This window comes from Paraburkholderia tropica, assembly GCF_014171495.1.
In the GTDB taxonomy this organism is placed as follows: Bacteria; Pseudomonadota; Gammaproteobacteria; order Burkholderiales; family Burkholderiaceae; genus Paraburkholderia; species Paraburkholderia tropica.
Genome location: NZ_CP049136.1, coordinates 661,893 through 677,867 on the forward strand (window position 1 = coordinate 661,893; position 15,975 = coordinate 677,867).

The 15,975-nt window shown below is 65.7% G+C and carries 11 protein-coding genes and 1 riboswitch; of the genes, 4 read left to right on the forward strand and 7 right to left on the reverse strand.

The genetic code is table 11. From position 1 onward, the window contains the following. Positions 1-13: 13 nt before the first annotated feature. Complete coding sequence (locus tag G5S35_RS26485) at positions 14-943, forward strand: alpha/beta fold hydrolase (RefSeq protein WP_183039957.1); 930 nt, start codon at positions 14-16, stop codon at positions 941-943. A 38-nt stretch (positions 944-981) separates the two neighbouring features. On the opposite strand, the gene G5S35_RS26490 is transcribed toward G5S35_RS26485, so the two are convergent. The 5 genes from G5S35_RS26490 to G5S35_RS26510 all read right to left on the reverse strand — a co-directional run bounded on the left by G5S35_RS26490 (position 982) and on the right by G5S35_RS26510 (position 7,429). Continuing rightward, complete coding sequence (locus G5S35_RS26490; RefSeq protein WP_065060920.1) at positions 982-1,803, reverse strand: ATP-binding cassette domain-containing protein; 822 nt, start codon at positions 1,801-1,803, stop codon at positions 982-984. Between the two features lie 8 nt (positions 1,804-1,811). Then, positions 1,812-2,957: a FecCD family ABC transporter permease gene (locus G5S35_RS26495; protein ID WP_183039958.1), complete on the reverse strand. Its 1,146-nt coding sequence runs from the start codon at positions 2,955-2,957 to the stop codon at positions 1,812-1,814. Between the two features lie 63 nt (positions 2,958-3,020). Then, complete coding sequence (locus G5S35_RS26500) at positions 3,021-3,938, reverse strand: heme/hemin ABC transporter substrate-binding protein (protein ID WP_183039959.1); 918 nt, start codon at positions 3,936-3,938, stop codon at positions 3,021-3,023. Then, positions 3,935-5,029 (reverse strand): hemin-degrading factor, encoded by a 1,095-nt coding sequence (locus G5S35_RS26505; protein WP_183039960.1) that lies wholly within the window; start codon positions 5,027-5,029, stop codon positions 3,935-3,937. The genes G5S35_RS26500 and G5S35_RS26505 overlap by 4 nt, the downstream gene beginning before the upstream one ends. A gap of 24 nt (positions 5,030-5,053) precedes the next feature. Next, complete coding sequence (locus G5S35_RS26510) at positions 5,054-7,429, reverse strand: TonB-dependent hemoglobin/transferrin/lactoferrin family receptor (RefSeq protein WP_183039961.1); 2,376 nt, start codon at positions 7,427-7,429, stop codon at positions 5,054-5,056. A gap of 748 nt (positions 7,430-8,177) precedes the next feature. Between G5S35_RS26510 and G5S35_RS26515 the strand changes: the two genes are divergently transcribed. Beyond that, positions 8,178-9,965 (forward strand): tannase/feruloyl esterase family alpha/beta hydrolase, encoded by a 1,788-nt coding sequence (locus G5S35_RS26515; protein ID WP_183039962.1) that lies wholly within the window; start codon positions 8,178-8,180, stop codon positions 9,963-9,965. Between the two features lie 93 nt (positions 9,966-10,058). Here G5S35_RS26515 and G5S35_RS26520 read toward each other — a convergent pair whose 3' ends face one another. Further along, positions 10,059-11,063: an AraC family transcriptional regulator gene (locus G5S35_RS26520; RefSeq protein ID WP_183039963.1), complete on the reverse strand. Its 1,005-nt coding sequence runs from the start codon at positions 11,061-11,063 to the stop codon at positions 10,059-10,061. 94 nt (positions 11,064-11,157) lie between these two features. Here G5S35_RS26520 and G5S35_RS26525 point away from each other — a divergent pair, with 94 nt between their 5' ends. Further along, complete coding sequence (locus tag G5S35_RS26525; RefSeq protein WP_065060926.1) at positions 11,158-11,997, forward strand: oxidoreductase; 840 nt, start codon at positions 11,158-11,160, stop codon at positions 11,995-11,997. A gap of 16 nt (positions 11,998-12,013) precedes the next feature. Here G5S35_RS26525 and zigA read toward each other — a convergent pair whose 3' ends face one another. Further along, positions 12,014-13,261 carry a zinc metallochaperone GTPase ZigA gene (gene zigA / locus G5S35_RS26530; protein WP_065060927.1) on the reverse strand — a complete coding sequence of 416 codons (1,248 nt, stop codon included), beginning with the start codon at positions 13,259-13,261 and terminating at the stop codon, positions 12,014-12,016. Between the two features lie 114 nt (positions 13,262-13,375). After that, positions 13,376-13,523, forward strand: a riboswitch (adenosylcobalamin (AdoCbl) riboswitch). 242 nt (positions 13,524-13,765) lie between these two features. Between zigA and G5S35_RS26535 the strand changes: the two genes are divergently transcribed. Further along, positions 13,766-15,970 (forward strand): TonB-dependent receptor, encoded by a 2,205-nt coding sequence (locus G5S35_RS26535; protein ID WP_183039964.1) that lies wholly within the window; start codon positions 13,766-13,768, stop codon positions 15,968-15,970. The last annotated feature ends 5 nt before the right edge of the window (positions 15,971-15,975 follow it).

Consider the following 15,975-nt stretch of genomic DNA (forward strand, 5'->3'; position numbering starts at 1 on the left):
GAAACTCGCCATCATGACTACACCCTCGCCCGCCGGCGCGCCGCGCATCGTGGACCCCGGTCCCGCTTCATCGCCGGATGCCGTGCTCGTCGGCTTCGAGCATCGTTACGCGACTGTCGACGGCATTCGTCTTCACTACGTAACAGGCGGCAAGTCGGACGGCGACGTGCTGGTTCTGCTCGCCGGTTTCCCCGAAAGCTGGTACGCGTGGCGCAAGGTCATGCCGATCCTCGGCGAGCGTTATCGCATCATCGCGCCGGATCTGCCCGGTCAGGGCGATTCGGATCGCCCGCTCGACGTTTACGACACGCAGTCGCTGGCGACCGTGCTGCACGCGTTGCTCGGCAAGCTCGGCGTATCGCGCTATGACCTCGCGGCACACGACGTGGGCGCGTGGGTCGCGTATCCGTATGCCGCGCTGTTCGGCGACGAAGTGAAACGGCTCGCACTGTTCGATGCGGGCATTCCCGGCATCACGCTGCCCGACGCCCTGCCGCTCGCGCCCGAGCGTGCGTGGCGCACGTGGCATTTCGCATTTCATGCGGTGGCAGACCTGCCCGAAGTGCTGATCGAAGGGAAAGAGCGCGCGTATCTCGACTGGTTCTTGCGCCGCAAAACCGCGAATCCGCAAACCTTCCTCGACACCGATCTCGACGAGTACGAACGCGTCTTCAAGAAAGATGGCGGCTTGCGCGCCGGGCTCGCCTACTATCGCGCCGCCGCCGAATCGGCGCGGCAGAACCGTGCATTGAGCGCACGCGGCAAGCTCGGCATGCCCGTGCTCGCGCTCAGCGCCGATCACGGTTCGATCGCCGATATGGCCGCGCCGCTGCGCCCGTACGCCGAATCCGTGGAAGGCGTGATGATCGCGCAATGCGGCCACTTTCTGCCCGAGGAACAGCCCGTCGCGGTCGCCGCGGAACTCATGCGCTTCTTCGCATAGCGGCGGGATCGCCGCGCGAAAGACGGCCCATAACGCCGTTACGCCGGAAAAATCCCCGCCACCGAGCCGTCGAACGTGCCGAACACCTGCATCGGCGCACCGTAACAACGTTCGAGCAGATCGGTGCGCATGACGTCGCGCGGCGGGCCGTCGGCGATGGCGCGTCCATCGGCGAGCAATACGAGGCGGTCGGCATGACGCGCCGCGAGATTGCAGTCATGCGCAATCGCGAGCGCGCCAATATTCCATTCGCGCGTGAGACGGCGCGCCGTCGCGAACAGTCGGTGCTGCTGCACGAGATCGAGCGCCGCGGTTGGCTCGTCCATCAGCAGATAACGCGGCGGCATCCAGTGGCTGTCGAGCGTCCACAACTGTGCGAGCGCACGCGCGAATTGCACGCGCGCAAATTCGCCGCCCGACAGCGTCGTGACGTTGCGCTGCGCGAGCGGCGCGACGCCCGCGAGCGCGAGCATGTCGTAGGCGAGCACCTCGGGCGAATACGGCAGCGCCGGGCCGTCGAGATGCGGATAACGGCCGAGCTGCACCACGTCGCTGACCGGCACGGGATAGGTGTTCGGCACGCTCTGCGCGAGCACGGCGCGCAGTTGCGCGAGGCGGCGCGGCCCGATGCGGCGCACGTCCTCGCCATTGAGCGTGAGCGTCGCGCGGCTGTGCGAATCGGGGAAACCGTGCAGCGTGAAGTCGCCCGCGAGCGCCTTGAGCAAGGTGCTCTTGCCGACGCCGTTCTGCCCGAGCACCACCACGAACTCGCCCGGCGCGACCGTCAGCGAAAAATCTTCGAACAAGGGCTGACCGCCCTTGCCGCGATAGCCGATATGCAGGTTCTGAATCGAAAGCATCGCGTCCCTCACGCGCCGAACTGACGGCGGCTGCGCACGATCAGCAAGATGAAAAACGGGGCGCCGAGCAAGGCCGTCAACACGCCGAGCGGAATCTCGGCGGGCGCGACCAGCGTGCGCGCCGCGAGATCGGCGGTCACCGTGAGCAGCGCGCCGAGCAGCATCGAGCCCGGCAGCACCACGCGCTGATCGGGTCCGCATGCGAGGCGCACGCAATGCGGCGCAACGAGGCCGATGAACCCGATCTGCCCCGTCGTCGACACGAGCGCGCCCACCGCGAGCGCGCTCGCGAGCAGGATCGTGTGCTTCACGCGGCGCACGGGCACGCCGAGGTAATGCGCTTCCAGTTCGCCGAGCTGCATCGCGTTGAGCGAGCGCGTGTGCGCGGCGATCATCGCCATGCCCGCGAGCACGAAGGGCGCGATGGTCGCGAGCGTTGACCACTTCGCATCGGCGAGACTGCCGAGACTCCAGAAGGTCAGCGAACGCAGTTGCGCGTCGGTCGCGAGATAGGAGAGCGTGCCGATCACCGCACCCGCGAGCGCATTGGCGGCCACGCCCGCGAGCAGCAGGATCGGCAGCACGATGCGTCCGTTCGAGGTGGCGAGCCGGTACACGGCGAGCGTCACGACGAGCGCGCCCGCGAACGCGGCGCACGCCGTGAGGCGATCCGCGCCGAACAGCTCGGCCATGACGGGCGGCAGCGCAAGATGCGCGGCGAGATGCGGCATCAGCACCGCGCCGAACACGATCAGCAGCGACGCGCCGAGCGCCGCGCCGCTCGATACGCCGATCAGGCCCGGATCGGCCAGCGGGTTGCGCAGCAGCGCCTGCAACGCGCTGCCCGTCGCACCGAAACCCGCGCCGACGAGCAAGGCGAGCACGACGCGCGGCAAGCGCAGTTCGAACAGCACGAGCGCGGCGCGATCGGTCTGCGCGTTCGTCGGCGCGTCGGCGCTGATAAACGCGTGCCAGAGGGCTTGCGGCGAAACGGGATACGCGCCCATGCACACGCCGCCGAGCACGGCGAGTGCGAGCAGCGCCGCGAGCGCGCCGAGCACGTAGGGCGTGCGCGAGCGCGGCGCGCTCGCGGGAAGATGCGCGCCCGCGGAGGGCGGCGCGACGCTGAGCGTCTGGAAAGTCGGCCTGGACATGACGATTGGGTGATTCGGGTAACGCGCTACGGCTGCTTTAAGTCAGTGAAAAAACGATGGCGATCAGGCTTGCGCCAGGCTGCGGTTGAGCGCATCCACGGCGTCGGGCAAACGCGGGCCGAAGCCGAGCAGGAACAGCGCATCGAGCGCGACCACGCGCGTCGCGCGGCCTGCGGGCGTCAGCGAGAACCCTGCGGAATCGAGCAGATGACGCTTGCTGCCGGCGGCTTTCAAGGCGTCGTCGGTGGTCAGCACGATGTCGGGTTGCGCGGCAACGAGCGCTTCGGGCGTGAGCGCGCGATAGCCGGAGAAGCCCTGCATCGCGTTGCGCACGCCCGCGTAGGCGAGCATCGCGTCGGCGGCCGTGTGCTGGCCCGCGACCATCGGCTGGTTGCCCGTGGGGCTCATCAGGAACAGCACGCTCGGCGGCGTTTTTGCGTCGCGCTTCGACGCGTCCTGCGCCGCGGCGATGCGCGTCGTGGTGGCCGTCCACGCACGGTCAAAACGCGCAAGCAAGGTCTGCCCCGCGTTCTCCGCATCGAGCGCGCGCGCGACGCCGATGATCTTCTCGCGCACCGACGCCACGTCGTGGCCTTCCTCGAAGCTCACGAGCTTCACGCCCGCGCCCGCCACGCGTTGCAGCACGGAAGGCGGCCCGGCTTCCGCCGAGGCGAGAATCAGCGTGGGTTCGAGCGACAGCAGACCTTCGGCGGAAAGCGCGCGCTGATAACCCACCTTCGGCAGCGACTGCGCCTCGCGCGGATACGTGCAGGTCGTGTCGCTGCCCACCAGCGCGTCGGCGCGTCCGAGCGCGTAGACGATCTCCGCAAGCGCGCCGCCGATCACCACCACGCGTTGCGCCGTGGGCGCGGCGGCCTTCGCCACCGTGACGCCCTGGATCGCGCCCGCCGCTGCGAGCAGCAGCCCGCCGGTACCGATCAGCAGACGTCGGCGTTGCACATCGAAACGATCGTCGCTCATGCTGCACCGCCTTGCTCATTGCGCTCAATGCGTGCGAGCGCGCGCACGGCGTCGCGCCAGTCCGCGAGTTCCGGATTGCCGGGCTTGCGCGCGCCGAACAGCATGGCGACGTTCTCGCCATCGGCGTCGAACAGTTCGACCGAAGTCACGACGCCGTCGGTCGTGGGCTTGCGCACGACCCACGCCTGGGCGACGAGATTCGTGCGCAGATGCAGGCTGAAATCCGGATCGAGCACGTTGAGCCACGGCCCCATTCTGCGGATCGTCTGCACCGGTCCGGTATGAATCTGGATCATCCCGTGATTGCCGACGAACACCATGATCGGCAGGCGCGTGCGCGCGGCGCTTTCGAACAGCGCGTCGATCGCATCCGTCGAGATGGGCTCCGCGTACTGCGGATCGGCAAGACGCAAGGCCTGCACTCTCGTCACACCGAATTTCTTCAGGATATCGAAGAATTCGTGCGTATCCTGCATCGCGGCCCAAGCGGCGCGAAAGCCTTCCACGTCGATCTGCGCGTCGGCGCGTTGCGGCGCGCGTGCGGTCGCGCGCACGACGCTCAACCCCGCGACTTGTGGCTGCGCCGTGTGGCGCTCGATCAGCGCGTCGAACGCGGCATGATCGCTCGCGTCTCGCAGATACACCTTCGTGACTGCCACGCCCTGCGCGTCGAAAAATTGCAGACTCTTGCGCACGCCGTCGTCATAGGTCTCGCGCACCGCGAACGCCGACGACCACTTCCCGTAGAAAATCCGCAGATCGATCGCGCGGCCCACGGTGAGCCCGACCTGACCGCTGCGCGTCATCTTTTCGAAGCGGCCGGTTTTCTCGTGCACGGCGGCTTCGTTGCGCGTCAGCACCATCACTTCGCCGAGCGTGGGCATCGCTTCGAACAGCTCGACGAATCGGTCGTCGAGACGCACGACGTGCTCGCCGACGAAAGCCGCCAGCGCTTGTGCCTCACTCACGCCGAGTTCCGCCGCGGCCTCGCGGTGACGCAGCTTGCGCGCTGTGCGCAGCTCGTTGAAGGCGTCGCGCAGCAGCGCGAGCGACGCGGGATGGGACGCGGTGGGCGTCGTCGCTTGATTCATGATCTCGGTTGCCTTGTTCGGTTATCAAAAGTCGATTTTCATCGCCACGTTGAAGTTGCGGCCCGGCGCGGTGTAGGCGTCGATCTTCGCCGCGCCGTCGCTGTCGGCCAGACCGCGCACGTCGTTCCAGATCCAGTATTTGCGGTCGAACACGTTGTTGATGCCCGCCGTCACGCTCACGTGGCGCGTGATGTTGACGCCCGCGTGCAGGTCGAGAATCGTGTACGACGGCGTCGCGAAGTACGACGACGAGGACATCTGCGACTTGCTCTTGCGCGAGTTGTAGGTGAGGTCCGCGCTCGCGAACCAGCGTTCGGTGGGCGCGTATTTCACGCCGAGCACGACCGCCAGCGGCGGCACGGTGTCGAGGCCGCTCGTCACGCCGTCCTTGGTCTCGGTGCCGTGAATCCACGCGAAGCCGCCCGTCACTTCGAGCGCGTCGTTCACGTACCAGTCGGCCTTGCCTTCGAGGCCCTGGATCGACGCCTTCGAGTAGTTCACGTACTGCACGGTGTACGGATTCGTCGCCGAAGTGAGGCTGCCGCCCACCACCTTGCTGTCGATGAAGTTGCTGTAGCGGCCCGCGAATGCGGCGGCGCTGTAGTTCACCTGGCCGTGGCCCACGCCGAGCTTGCCGCGCAGACCCACTTCGACGGAGTTGCTCGTTTCCGGCTTCAGGTTCGGATTGCCGACCTGCTGGTAGTACAGCCCGTACGAACCCGCCGGGTTATAGAAGCTGTTGACCTGATACGCGGACGGCGCGCGGAATCCATGCGCGTACTGCACGTAGGGCACGAACGCGGGCGAGACCTCGTAGAGAATCGCGAGGCGCGGCGAGACGGCGTTGCCCGTCGAGGTCGAGGTCGGCTTGGTCGAACTCGCGGACATCGACTCGTAAGTCGCGTCCGGATGCGGCGTCATGTCGTAATAGTCAAAGCGCACGCCCGGCACGACGCTCAGCTTGTTCCAGCGGATCTCGTCCTGGATGAACGCGCCCAGCGAGGTTTGCGTGGTCTTCGGGAACGCCTCGGGATAACCGTCCGCGTTGCTCGTCCACTCGCTGCTCGCCGAGCTTGCCGTGCTGTAGTGCGAAACGCTCGCGTCGAAGCCGTAGGTCAGCTTGTGTTGCAGCACGCCGGTGTTGAACGCGCTGTCCGCCACCACGCTGCCGCCGAGAATGTTGTCGCCGTAGTCGTTGGTGCGCGAGCGCGAGGACGTCGCGCCGCTCGCGTTCGCGCCGGAAATATCGAGCGTCTGGCGCGTGGACGCATTGCGGTAATAGAGCGACGCGTGCAGTTGCTGGAAGTACGGATTGGTCGCGTCGCGATGGTCGAAATCGAGCTGCACGCGATTGCTGTTCACCTCGTTGCCGGTGACGTAACCGTTGGCCGTGTAGCCGCTCCACGTATACGCGCCGCCCAGTTGCGAAAGCCCGTCGCTTGAGTTCGCATTACTAAGCGTTTCCGCGGTCAATTTGAGCGTGTCGTGCGGCGTCAATTTGAAAACGAGCTTGCCGAGCGCGCTGCGGTTGTTGTACGTGAGCGGGTCCGGCGTGGATCGCGATGCGCCCAGCGTGTTGCTATCGCCCTTGTTATCGGTCTCGTGACCGTGGCGGCCCGAGAGCGCGATCATGCCCTGCACGACGTCGCCGCCGAATGCGGCCGTGGCCGTCGAGCCCCAGCTGCGGTCGGTCGAGTCGTAGCCCGCCTTCAACGAGAAGTACGTCTTCTTGTTGTAGATCGCGAGCAGATCGCTCGGGTCCTTGGTCACGAAATTGACCGCGCCGGTGAGACCGTCGCTGCCGTACAGCGCCGAGGTCGGGCCGCGCAGCACTTCAATACGCTGATACAGATCCGTATTCAGATAGTCGCCGCGGCCCGCCGAACCCGAGCCGAACGCATACGACTGCGGCAGCGGCACGCCGTCTTCGAGCAGCAGCACCTGGTTGCCTTCGAGCCCGCGAATATTGATGCCTTCATTGCCCGCGCGTCCCGTCGACCCGGTGATGCCCGCCGGACGATAGACCGAGCGGCGCACTTCCACGCCCGGCTCGTACTTGAGCGCGTCCTTGACGTCTTTCGCGTTGTTCTCGTCGATGTCGTCGCTGGTGATCACCGAGACGGTCGCCGCCGTACGGTTCGGGTCCGCCGTGCCGCCGCGCGTGGCCGTCACGGAAACGGCCTTGAGCGCCTCTTCGCGGCGCACGCGTTGCGGATTCGCGCTTTCGACGGCGTTCGCGGCGGCGTTCGCGGACGTGCTGGCATTCGTGGTCGCGCTCTGCTGCTCGGCGGGCTCGCCCGCCTGTGGATCGGCGGCGAGCGCATGGCCGGCGTGCATCGCACAGATCTCGGCGATCAGCGCAGGCAACAGGCGCCGCACCAGGCGTTGCTTCAAATGCATCGTTCTTCCCCGTAGTCAAAATCGAGGCTTTCGTTGTTCTTTACATGTCGAAAGCGGGCTCAATCCTACATTAGATGCGAATACTTCTCATTTACTTTTTAAAACCCGGATGGTCTGAGTGGGCAAAACGCATGGCGACGAAGGCGCGCACGGAGATGACGCGCCGCCTGTAAATCCACGATTTATCAATCAGTTAGCGAGATTCAGAAAGGAAGAAGCCATGTAACTCGAAGTCCTTTGAATGACATTCGAAAGCCCATAGAAATGACCTTGTATGCGTTGTGGGTATGTATTGCACTCATCCGCACAGCTTCTTGCGAGTTCTTTCTTTTCCTATCCGCTTTCCTTATCGTGCCGCGCGCCCGCCGCGATCTCGCGCGCGTGCTCGCGGCGTCGCGCGCGTCACGTGGCGTAGGGGCGGCGCGCCCCTTTTTCGCATCGACTAGCCGCCGCGCATCGTCGTGACCTTCGCTACAGACCGGCAGCGGCGCACGGCTCTATGGTTTACCCACCCTTTTTTGCGGGCATCGCTTCTCGCTATCGTTCGCCCCATCAGCGAATCCCGCGCGCCGTCGCGTTTTGCGAAGACGCATGCATGACGCAACGTCGTACGCCATTGCGCATCGCCACACGATCTCTCCAGACGATTTAAGCAGGATTGCTAATCGATAGAACGAACCCGACCGCGCCTCCAGAACGAACAGACAAACACCGACTATCCAACGACGACAACACCAGGAGACGAAACATGAGAGCACGACACCGGCAGCGCCTGCTCCAACCTTTTCACCAGGCACGCACACGCATCGCGTCCTGGCTCACGCTCATCGCGATCGGCTTCGGCGCGGCTGTGCTCGCCGCGTGCGGCAGCGGCGGCAACGTCGATACCGGCTCGACCGCCACGGCCAACGCGCCGTTGGCGGTCGTCGCGCCGGTCACCGATTGCGCCAAACTCACCACAGTCGATATCACCGATATCGGCGGCTCGGGCAGCACCATCACCTCGGCTGCCGTGACGACCGCCACCATCAACGGCGCGCAGGTCAACTTCTGCACCGTGAAGGGCACGCTCGCGCCGTCGAACAGCTTTGAAGTCGCGTTGCCGGTCAGCAGCTGGACGCAGCGTTTCGCGCAACTGGGTTGCGGCGGGCTCTGCGGCACGCTCAGCGATCCCACGCAGCAAAGCTCGTTCAGCTTCAGCTACACCTGCCCGCTCGTGCAGGAAGGCGGCTTCGTGACGGCGGCGACCGACATGGGCCACTCGGGCAACAGCACGACGTGGACGCAGAACGCGCAGCAACGCGCCGACTTCGCCTATCGCGGCCAGCACATCACCACGCTCACCGCTGAAAAGCTGATCAAGGCCTACTACGGCCAGGCGCAGAAGTACGCGTACTTCATCGGCTGCTCGGACGGCGGACGCGAAGCGCTGATGGCCGCCCAACGTTATCCGACCGACTACAACGGCATCGTCGCGGGCGCACCGGCGGCGCACTTCCAGATCCAGAATTCGCTGTATCACGGCTGGAGCGTGGAGTCGCAAAGCACGACCGGCGACAGCACCGGCAACGCCATCCTCTATGCCGACAAGGCGCTCGTGCTGCACAAGGCCGTCGTGGCCGCATGCGGCGGACAGGCAGGCGTGCCCGACGGCTTGATCGCCGATCCGCGCACCTGCAACTTCGACCCCGCATCGATTCAATGCGCGAGCGGCGCGACCAGCACCAGCAACTGCCTGACCGCCGCCGAAGTGAGCACCGCGAGCAAGATCTACGGCGGCCCCGTCGACGCCACCACGGGCGAGCGCATGCTGGCCGGATCGCCACAACCTGGCTCGGAAGAAAACTGGGTGGGCGTCGAAGTGCCGACCACGAATTCGACGGACGCGCCTGTGCCCGTGACGAGCCTCTTCAGCTACATGATCGTCTCGGGTGCGTACAACCTGATCTTCACCGGCTCGCCGACGATGCCGACCGTCGACACCTTCGGCTACAAGGACGCGAGTTTCTACACGAACTATCTGCAGGCGAATCACCCGCTGAACGACGCGACGAATCCCGATCTCTCGGCCTTCAACAAGGCGGGCGGCAAGCTGATTCTGTGGCACGGCTGGGCCGATCAGCATATCTCGCCGCTGTTCACGATCCAGTATTACGAAGCGATGCAGAACACGATGGGCGCATTGACCGTGAACGATTTCGCGCGGCTGTATCTGGTGCCGGGCGTGGGTCATTGCGGCGGCGGCGAAGGCTTCCCGAACATCGACCTCGTTTCGCAGATCACGGCCTGGGCCGAGCACGGTACGGCGCCGAACGCGGTGATGACGTACCAGACCGATTCGTCGAACGCGGTCACGGCGAGCCGTCCGGTGTATCCGTATCCGGCCGTCGCGCAGTATGCGGGCAGCGGCGACTGGCACAACGGCGCGAACTGGACGCAAGGCGCGGCGCTCTACAACGAGCCGACGCATAGCTGGGCCGGTTCGAGCTTCTACACCTCGTACACGCCGACAATGCTCGGGGTCGCGGCGCCGTAATTCTCGCGCTAAATCTTCGTAAATCGAATCGCCGGACCGGTGCGGTTGTGCCGGTCCGGCGATTCGTCGTTCAAGCCGTTGCGTGCGTCGGCTTCAATGCGACGACACGAAGACCGCATCGTCGAACGCCTCGGGAATCGAGAAACTCTCGCGCATGCGCTTCGTTTCCGCGGCCGGCGACAAACCAAACAGGCGCTTGAATTCGCGACTGAACTGCGACGCGCTCGTATAACCGACCGCATGACACGCGGCTTCCGCGGTCAGATCCTGGCGCACCATCAGCAGACGCGCCTGATGCAGCCGCGTCGACTTCACATACTGCATCGGCGAAACCTGCGTGACGGCCTTGAAGTGACTGTGGAAGCTCGGCACGCTCATGCCCGCTTCCTCGGCCAGTCGCGTCACGTCGAGGTCCTGCGCATAACCGGCGTGGATCAGCCGCAGCGATTTGCCGATGCGCCCGAACTGCCCGCGCGTCGACAGCGCCTCGCGCATCGAGCTGCCTTGCGCGCCCGTGAGCACGCGGAAATACAGTTCGCGCAACAGGTTCGGCCCCAGCACGGCGGCTTCGAGCGGACGATGCAACGCTTCGAGAAACCGCAGCACGGAGGATTGCATCGCATCGTCCATCGGCGTCGACATCATGCTTTGCGGCGGCTGCACCGGTTCGGCCGGGCCCGCGCGGTCGATCTGCATCGCCAGTTCCGCGGCCAGCGTGAAGTCGAGGTGCAGATACAGCGCGAGCAGCGGGCGCGCCTCGCTCGCCTCGGTTTCCATATTGAACGGCACCGGCACGGAGACGGCCAAGTAATGGCGTTCGTCGTAAAGATAAAGTTGATCGCCGAAATAGCCGCGCTTGCGGCCCTGGCAGACGATCACGATACCCGGATCGTAGAGCACCGGCGTGCGCGCGAGCGGCCGGTTCGAGCGCAGGACGCGCACACTCGGCAACGCGGTGAGGTTGTAGCCTTCGTCGGGCGCGAGGGCGCGCAGCAACGCGATCGTGCGTTTCTGGATGCGTTCCTGGGTGCGTTGCTCGCTACATTCAGCCGCGCCGACCGGCTCGGTCTTGCGGGACGGGGTGCGCTTGGCATTCATAGTTTCAGGCAAGAATATTCTGGAATTGGGCCTTAGCCGGTCTCGGTATCAAGACTAGTATGCATGCATCAGTCACCAACCGGGAGAAACGCAAATGGCATCCAGCAAAATTCTGCTCATCACGGGCGTTAGCAGCGGTTTTGGTCGCGCCCTCGCGCAAGAGGCGCTCGCGGCGGGTCACACGGTCGTCGGCACGGTGCGCAGCGCGCAGGCGCAGAGCGAGTTCGAGACGCTGCACGCACGGGCCGTGGCGCGCGTGCTCGACGTTACCCACTTCGACGCAATCGACGCCGTCGTCGCAGAGATCGAATCGGGCGTCGGCCCCATCGACGTGCTCGTCAACAACGCCGGTTACGGCCACGAGGGCGTGATGGAAGAATCGTCGCTCGAAGCAATGCGCCAGCAATTCGACGTCAACGTATTCGGCGCGGTCGCCATGATGAAGGCGGTGCTGCCCTTCATGCGCGCGCGTCGCCGCGGCCACATCCTGAACATCACGTCGATGGGCGGCCACATCACGATGCCGGGCATCACTTATTACTGCGGCAGCAAGTTCGCGCTCGAAGGCATTTCCGAGTCGCTGGGCAAGGAAGTCGCGCCGCTCGGCATCGCGGTCACGGCGGTCGCGCCGGGTTCGTTCCGCACGGATTGGGCGGGCCGCTCGATGCAGCGCACGCCGCGCGCAATCGCCGATTACGACGCGATCTTCGATCCGATCCGCCAGGCGCGCGTGGAAAAGAGCGGCAAGCAACTCGGCGATCCGCGCAAGGCGGCGCGTGCGATGCTCGTCGCGATCGAGTCCGAGACGCCGCCCGCGCATCTGTTGCTGGGCTCCGACGCGCTCGGTCTCGTGCGCGGCAAGCTCGCCGCGTTCGAAAAGGAGATCGCCGCGTGGGAAAGCGTGACGATCTCGACGGACGCATCGGACAGTTAAACGAAACGCGCGCGATCTACGCGCGCAGTTCGTCTGCGTCTGCGTCGGCGGCGTCCGCTTCATCGGCGCCGTTGTCGCTCCATGCGGGGAACGGATCGCGATATGCGATCCACGCCTGCGGCCCTTCGGCCATTTCGGCGTCGGTGAGCAGACAGGCATCGAGCCGCGCGCGCAAGCCCGCTTCGTCCATCTCCATGCCGATCAGCACGAGTTCCTGGCGCGCGTCGCCCACTGTCTCGTCCCAGTTGCCTTCGATGAATTCGAGCGACTCCTCATCGGTCGGCCAGCGATGCTTCGGCACCGCGGCCCACCACAACCCTGCCATGCCGTGCCGGCACACCGCGCCCGCCTGCGACCACGACGCCGCGTGCGTCGGCCGGCTCGCGAGCCAGAAAAAGCCTTTCGAGCGCACCACGCCCGGCCATTCCGAATTGATCAACGCCCAGAAACGCTGCGGATGCAGCGGCCTGCGCGCGCGCCACACGAAACTGGTGATGCCGTATTCCTCGGTTTCCGGCGTGTGCTCACCGCGCAGCTCCGCGAGCCAGCCCGGCGCTTTCGACGCTTCCTCGAAATCGAACAGACGCGTATCGAGCACGCGATCGAGCGGCACGCGGCCGAATTCCGCGACCTCGATGCGCGCACGCGGATTGAGCCGCCGCAGGATCGCCGTCAGCCGTTCGAGCCCCGCGTCGTCGATCAGATCGACCTTGTTGAGCACGATCGCATCGCAGAACTCGACCTGCTCGATCAGCAGATCGACGACCGTGCGCGTGTCCTCGTCGCCGAGCGATTCGCCGCGCGTCTGCAGGCTGTCCTGCGAGCCGTAGTCGCGCAGGAAATTGAACGCGTCGACCACCGTCACCATCGTGTCGAGACGCGCGACGTCCGAAAGACTCTGGCCGCTTTCGTCCGCGAACGTGAAGGTTTCCGCCACCGGCAGCGGCTCCGAAATCCCCGTCGATTCGATCACGAGCTGATCGAAGCGCCCTTCGCGCGCAAGCCGGTTCACTTCGAGCAGCAGATCCTCGCGCAGCGTGCAGCAGATGCAGCCGTTGCTCATTTCCACGAGCTTTTCGTCGGTACGCGAGAGTTCCGCGCCGCCGTTGCGCACGAGCGCGGCGTCGATGTTCACCTCGCTCATATCGTTGACGATGACCGCGACGCGCCGCCCTTCGCGGTTGTTCAGGATGTGGTTGAGCAGCGTGGTCTTGCCCGCGCCCAGAAAACCGGACAGCACGGTGACCGGCAAGCGTGAATCCATCGGATGACTCCTTCGACGAGTGTGGGGATCGGGGCGCTAGCCCGAATAATTGTTATGTTATAACATTCTCTACGAAGCCAGCAACGACGGAATCGGGCCTCCGGGCGGGCCGCGTGCCTTACAATTCTGTCGCCATGTCCGGAAGCTGGTGCAAATCCAGCGCGGTCGCGCCACTGTGATCGGCCTTCGCGCCGAAAGTCAGACCTGGGCATCGGCGCACATCAATCGCATTTTCGGGGCGCGAAACCCCTGGAGAAATCAGCATGTCTGCACCGGACACCTCGCGGCGCGCGTTCGCTCGCCGCCCGTTCCTCGTCTCGAACGTTCATTCGCGCGTCGGCATCGGCTTGACGTTGGTCCGCTAGGCGTTCGTCGCTCCGTCGCACTCCGTTTCGCTGCCCGCTTTTCGCTTTCGCGTCGATCGCCTCGACGCGGGCCTGCGTACGCGCTCGCACGCCGCGCGCCCCGCACACCTCGCATAACAACAACGCACACCGTATAAGCATGGACGTATCCACACCGCTTTCGCGCGCGCGGCGCTTCGCCGTGCACGGCACCTTCGCCTGCTCCTGCCTCGCTCACGCCGCTCACGTTTTCGCGCAAAGCGACAGCGCTTCATCCGCCGACGCCGCGTCTTCAACCGCTTCGCCATCGACCTTGCCCGCCGTGCGCGTGAACGCCGCGTCGTCGCAAACCGCGTCGTCCGGCAAGCCGGACCTCGCCACGCCGCTCACCACCGGCAGCCGCCTCGGCCTTTCCAGCCTCGACACGCCCGCAAGCGTCGACGCCATCGGCAGCGCGCAACTGAGCGCGCGCGGCGACAACAACGTGACCCAGGCCGTCACGCGCGCCGCCGGTTTCGCCACCGACGCCGCGCCCGGCAACGGCGGCACCTCGGTCTCGGTGCGCGGCTTCAGCGGCCCCGAATCGGTGACCACGCTTTACGACGGCCTGCGCATGTACGCGGGCGCGGGCACCGTGTCGTTCCCGTTCGACACGTGGTCGGCGGAACGCATCGAAGTGCTGCGCGGCCCGGCCACCGTGCTCTACGGCGAAGGCGGCATCGGCGGCGTCATCAACGTCGTGCCGAAAGCGCCGCAACGCGACGATGCGACGACGATCCAGCTCGGCGCGGGCACCTATGGCGAAAAACGCGTGGCGCTCGACACGACCGGCGCGCTCGGCCCGATGCTTTCCTACCGCTTCTATCTCGCCGACGACCGGAACAACGGCTGGCTGCCGCGCGGTGAATCGCACACGACCGCGCTCGGCGGCGCGCTGCGTCTGGACGTGAATCCGCGTCTCTCGTTCACGCTCGATTACGACTACGGCCGGCAAATGCCCGCGCGTTATTTCGGCGTGCCGGTGACGGACGGTCAGCTCGATCCCGCGCTCGAACGCCAGAACTACAACGTCGGCAATGCGTCGATCGCGTACTTCGACCAGTGGACGCGCCTGAACACGCAATGGCGCGCCGCGCCCGGCATCACCGTGCGCAACCAGCTCTACTATCTGGTCACGAACCGTCACTGGCGCGACAGCGAAAGCTACACGCTGATGGGCGACGGCAACGTGCAGCGCAGCGATTACCTCGAAATCCTCCATCACGAACGGCAGGTCGGCGATACGCTCGACGCGACCTTCGACGGCCATCTGCTCGGCCGCCAGGACCGCCTCGTCGTGGGCGCGGATTTCAATCAGATTTCGTTTCTCGACACCAGCAATTCTCCCTACGACGGCTCGTCGATCGTGCCGCAATACGGCTTCGATCCGGGCGTGTTTTCGAGCCCCGATCCGACCGTGCCGCAATTTCGCACCAGCACGCGCCAGGCGTCCGTGTACGCCGAAAACCGCCTTGAACTGACCGACCGCCTCGCGTGGATCGCGGGCCTGCGCTACGACCATATCGACTATCACCGCGATACCTTCGCGACGGTCAGCGGTCCCGCGTCGTCGTTCGATCGCACCTTCGCGCACACGGGCTGGCGCACCGGCCTCGTGTTCTCGCTCACGCCGGATCTCTCGGTCTACGCGCAATACACCACGGGCGCCGAGGGCGTGGGCTCGCTCGTCACGCTCTCGAAGTCGAGCAGCAACTTCTCTCTCGCCAACGGCGAACAATGGGAAGCGGGCGTCAAGCAGCAGTGGTGGGGCGGCCGCGCGTCGTGGACGCTCGCGTTCTATCAGATCGTCAAGCGCGATCTCCTGAGCACCGATCCGTCGAATCCCGATCTCACGCAGCAGGTCGGCAAGCAGTCGTCGCGCGGCGTGGAATGGACGGGCGCGCTGCAATTGGGCGGCGGCTGGTCGATCGACGCGAACGCCTCGTTCCTGCGCGCGCGTTACGACGATTTCAACGAAAGCGTGAATGGCCAGAGCGTGTCGCGCGCGGGCAACGTGCCGTACAACATTCCCGAGCAGACCGCGAACGTGTGGCTCGACTGGGCCTTCATGCCGGGCTGGCGCGCGGGCGCGGGCGTGCATTACGTGGGCCGCCGTTACGGCGATACGGCGAACACCGTGTCGATTCCGAGCTACACGCTGATCGACGCCTCGGCGTCGTGGCGCGCTACGCGCAACCTCACGCTCGCGCTCTATCTGCGCAATCTCACGAACCGCACCTACGCGGTGACGACGCAGAACGACGGCGGCCAATGGCTGCTGGGCGCGCCGCGTTCGGGCTGGGTCACGGCCACGTTGAGTTTCTGATTCAT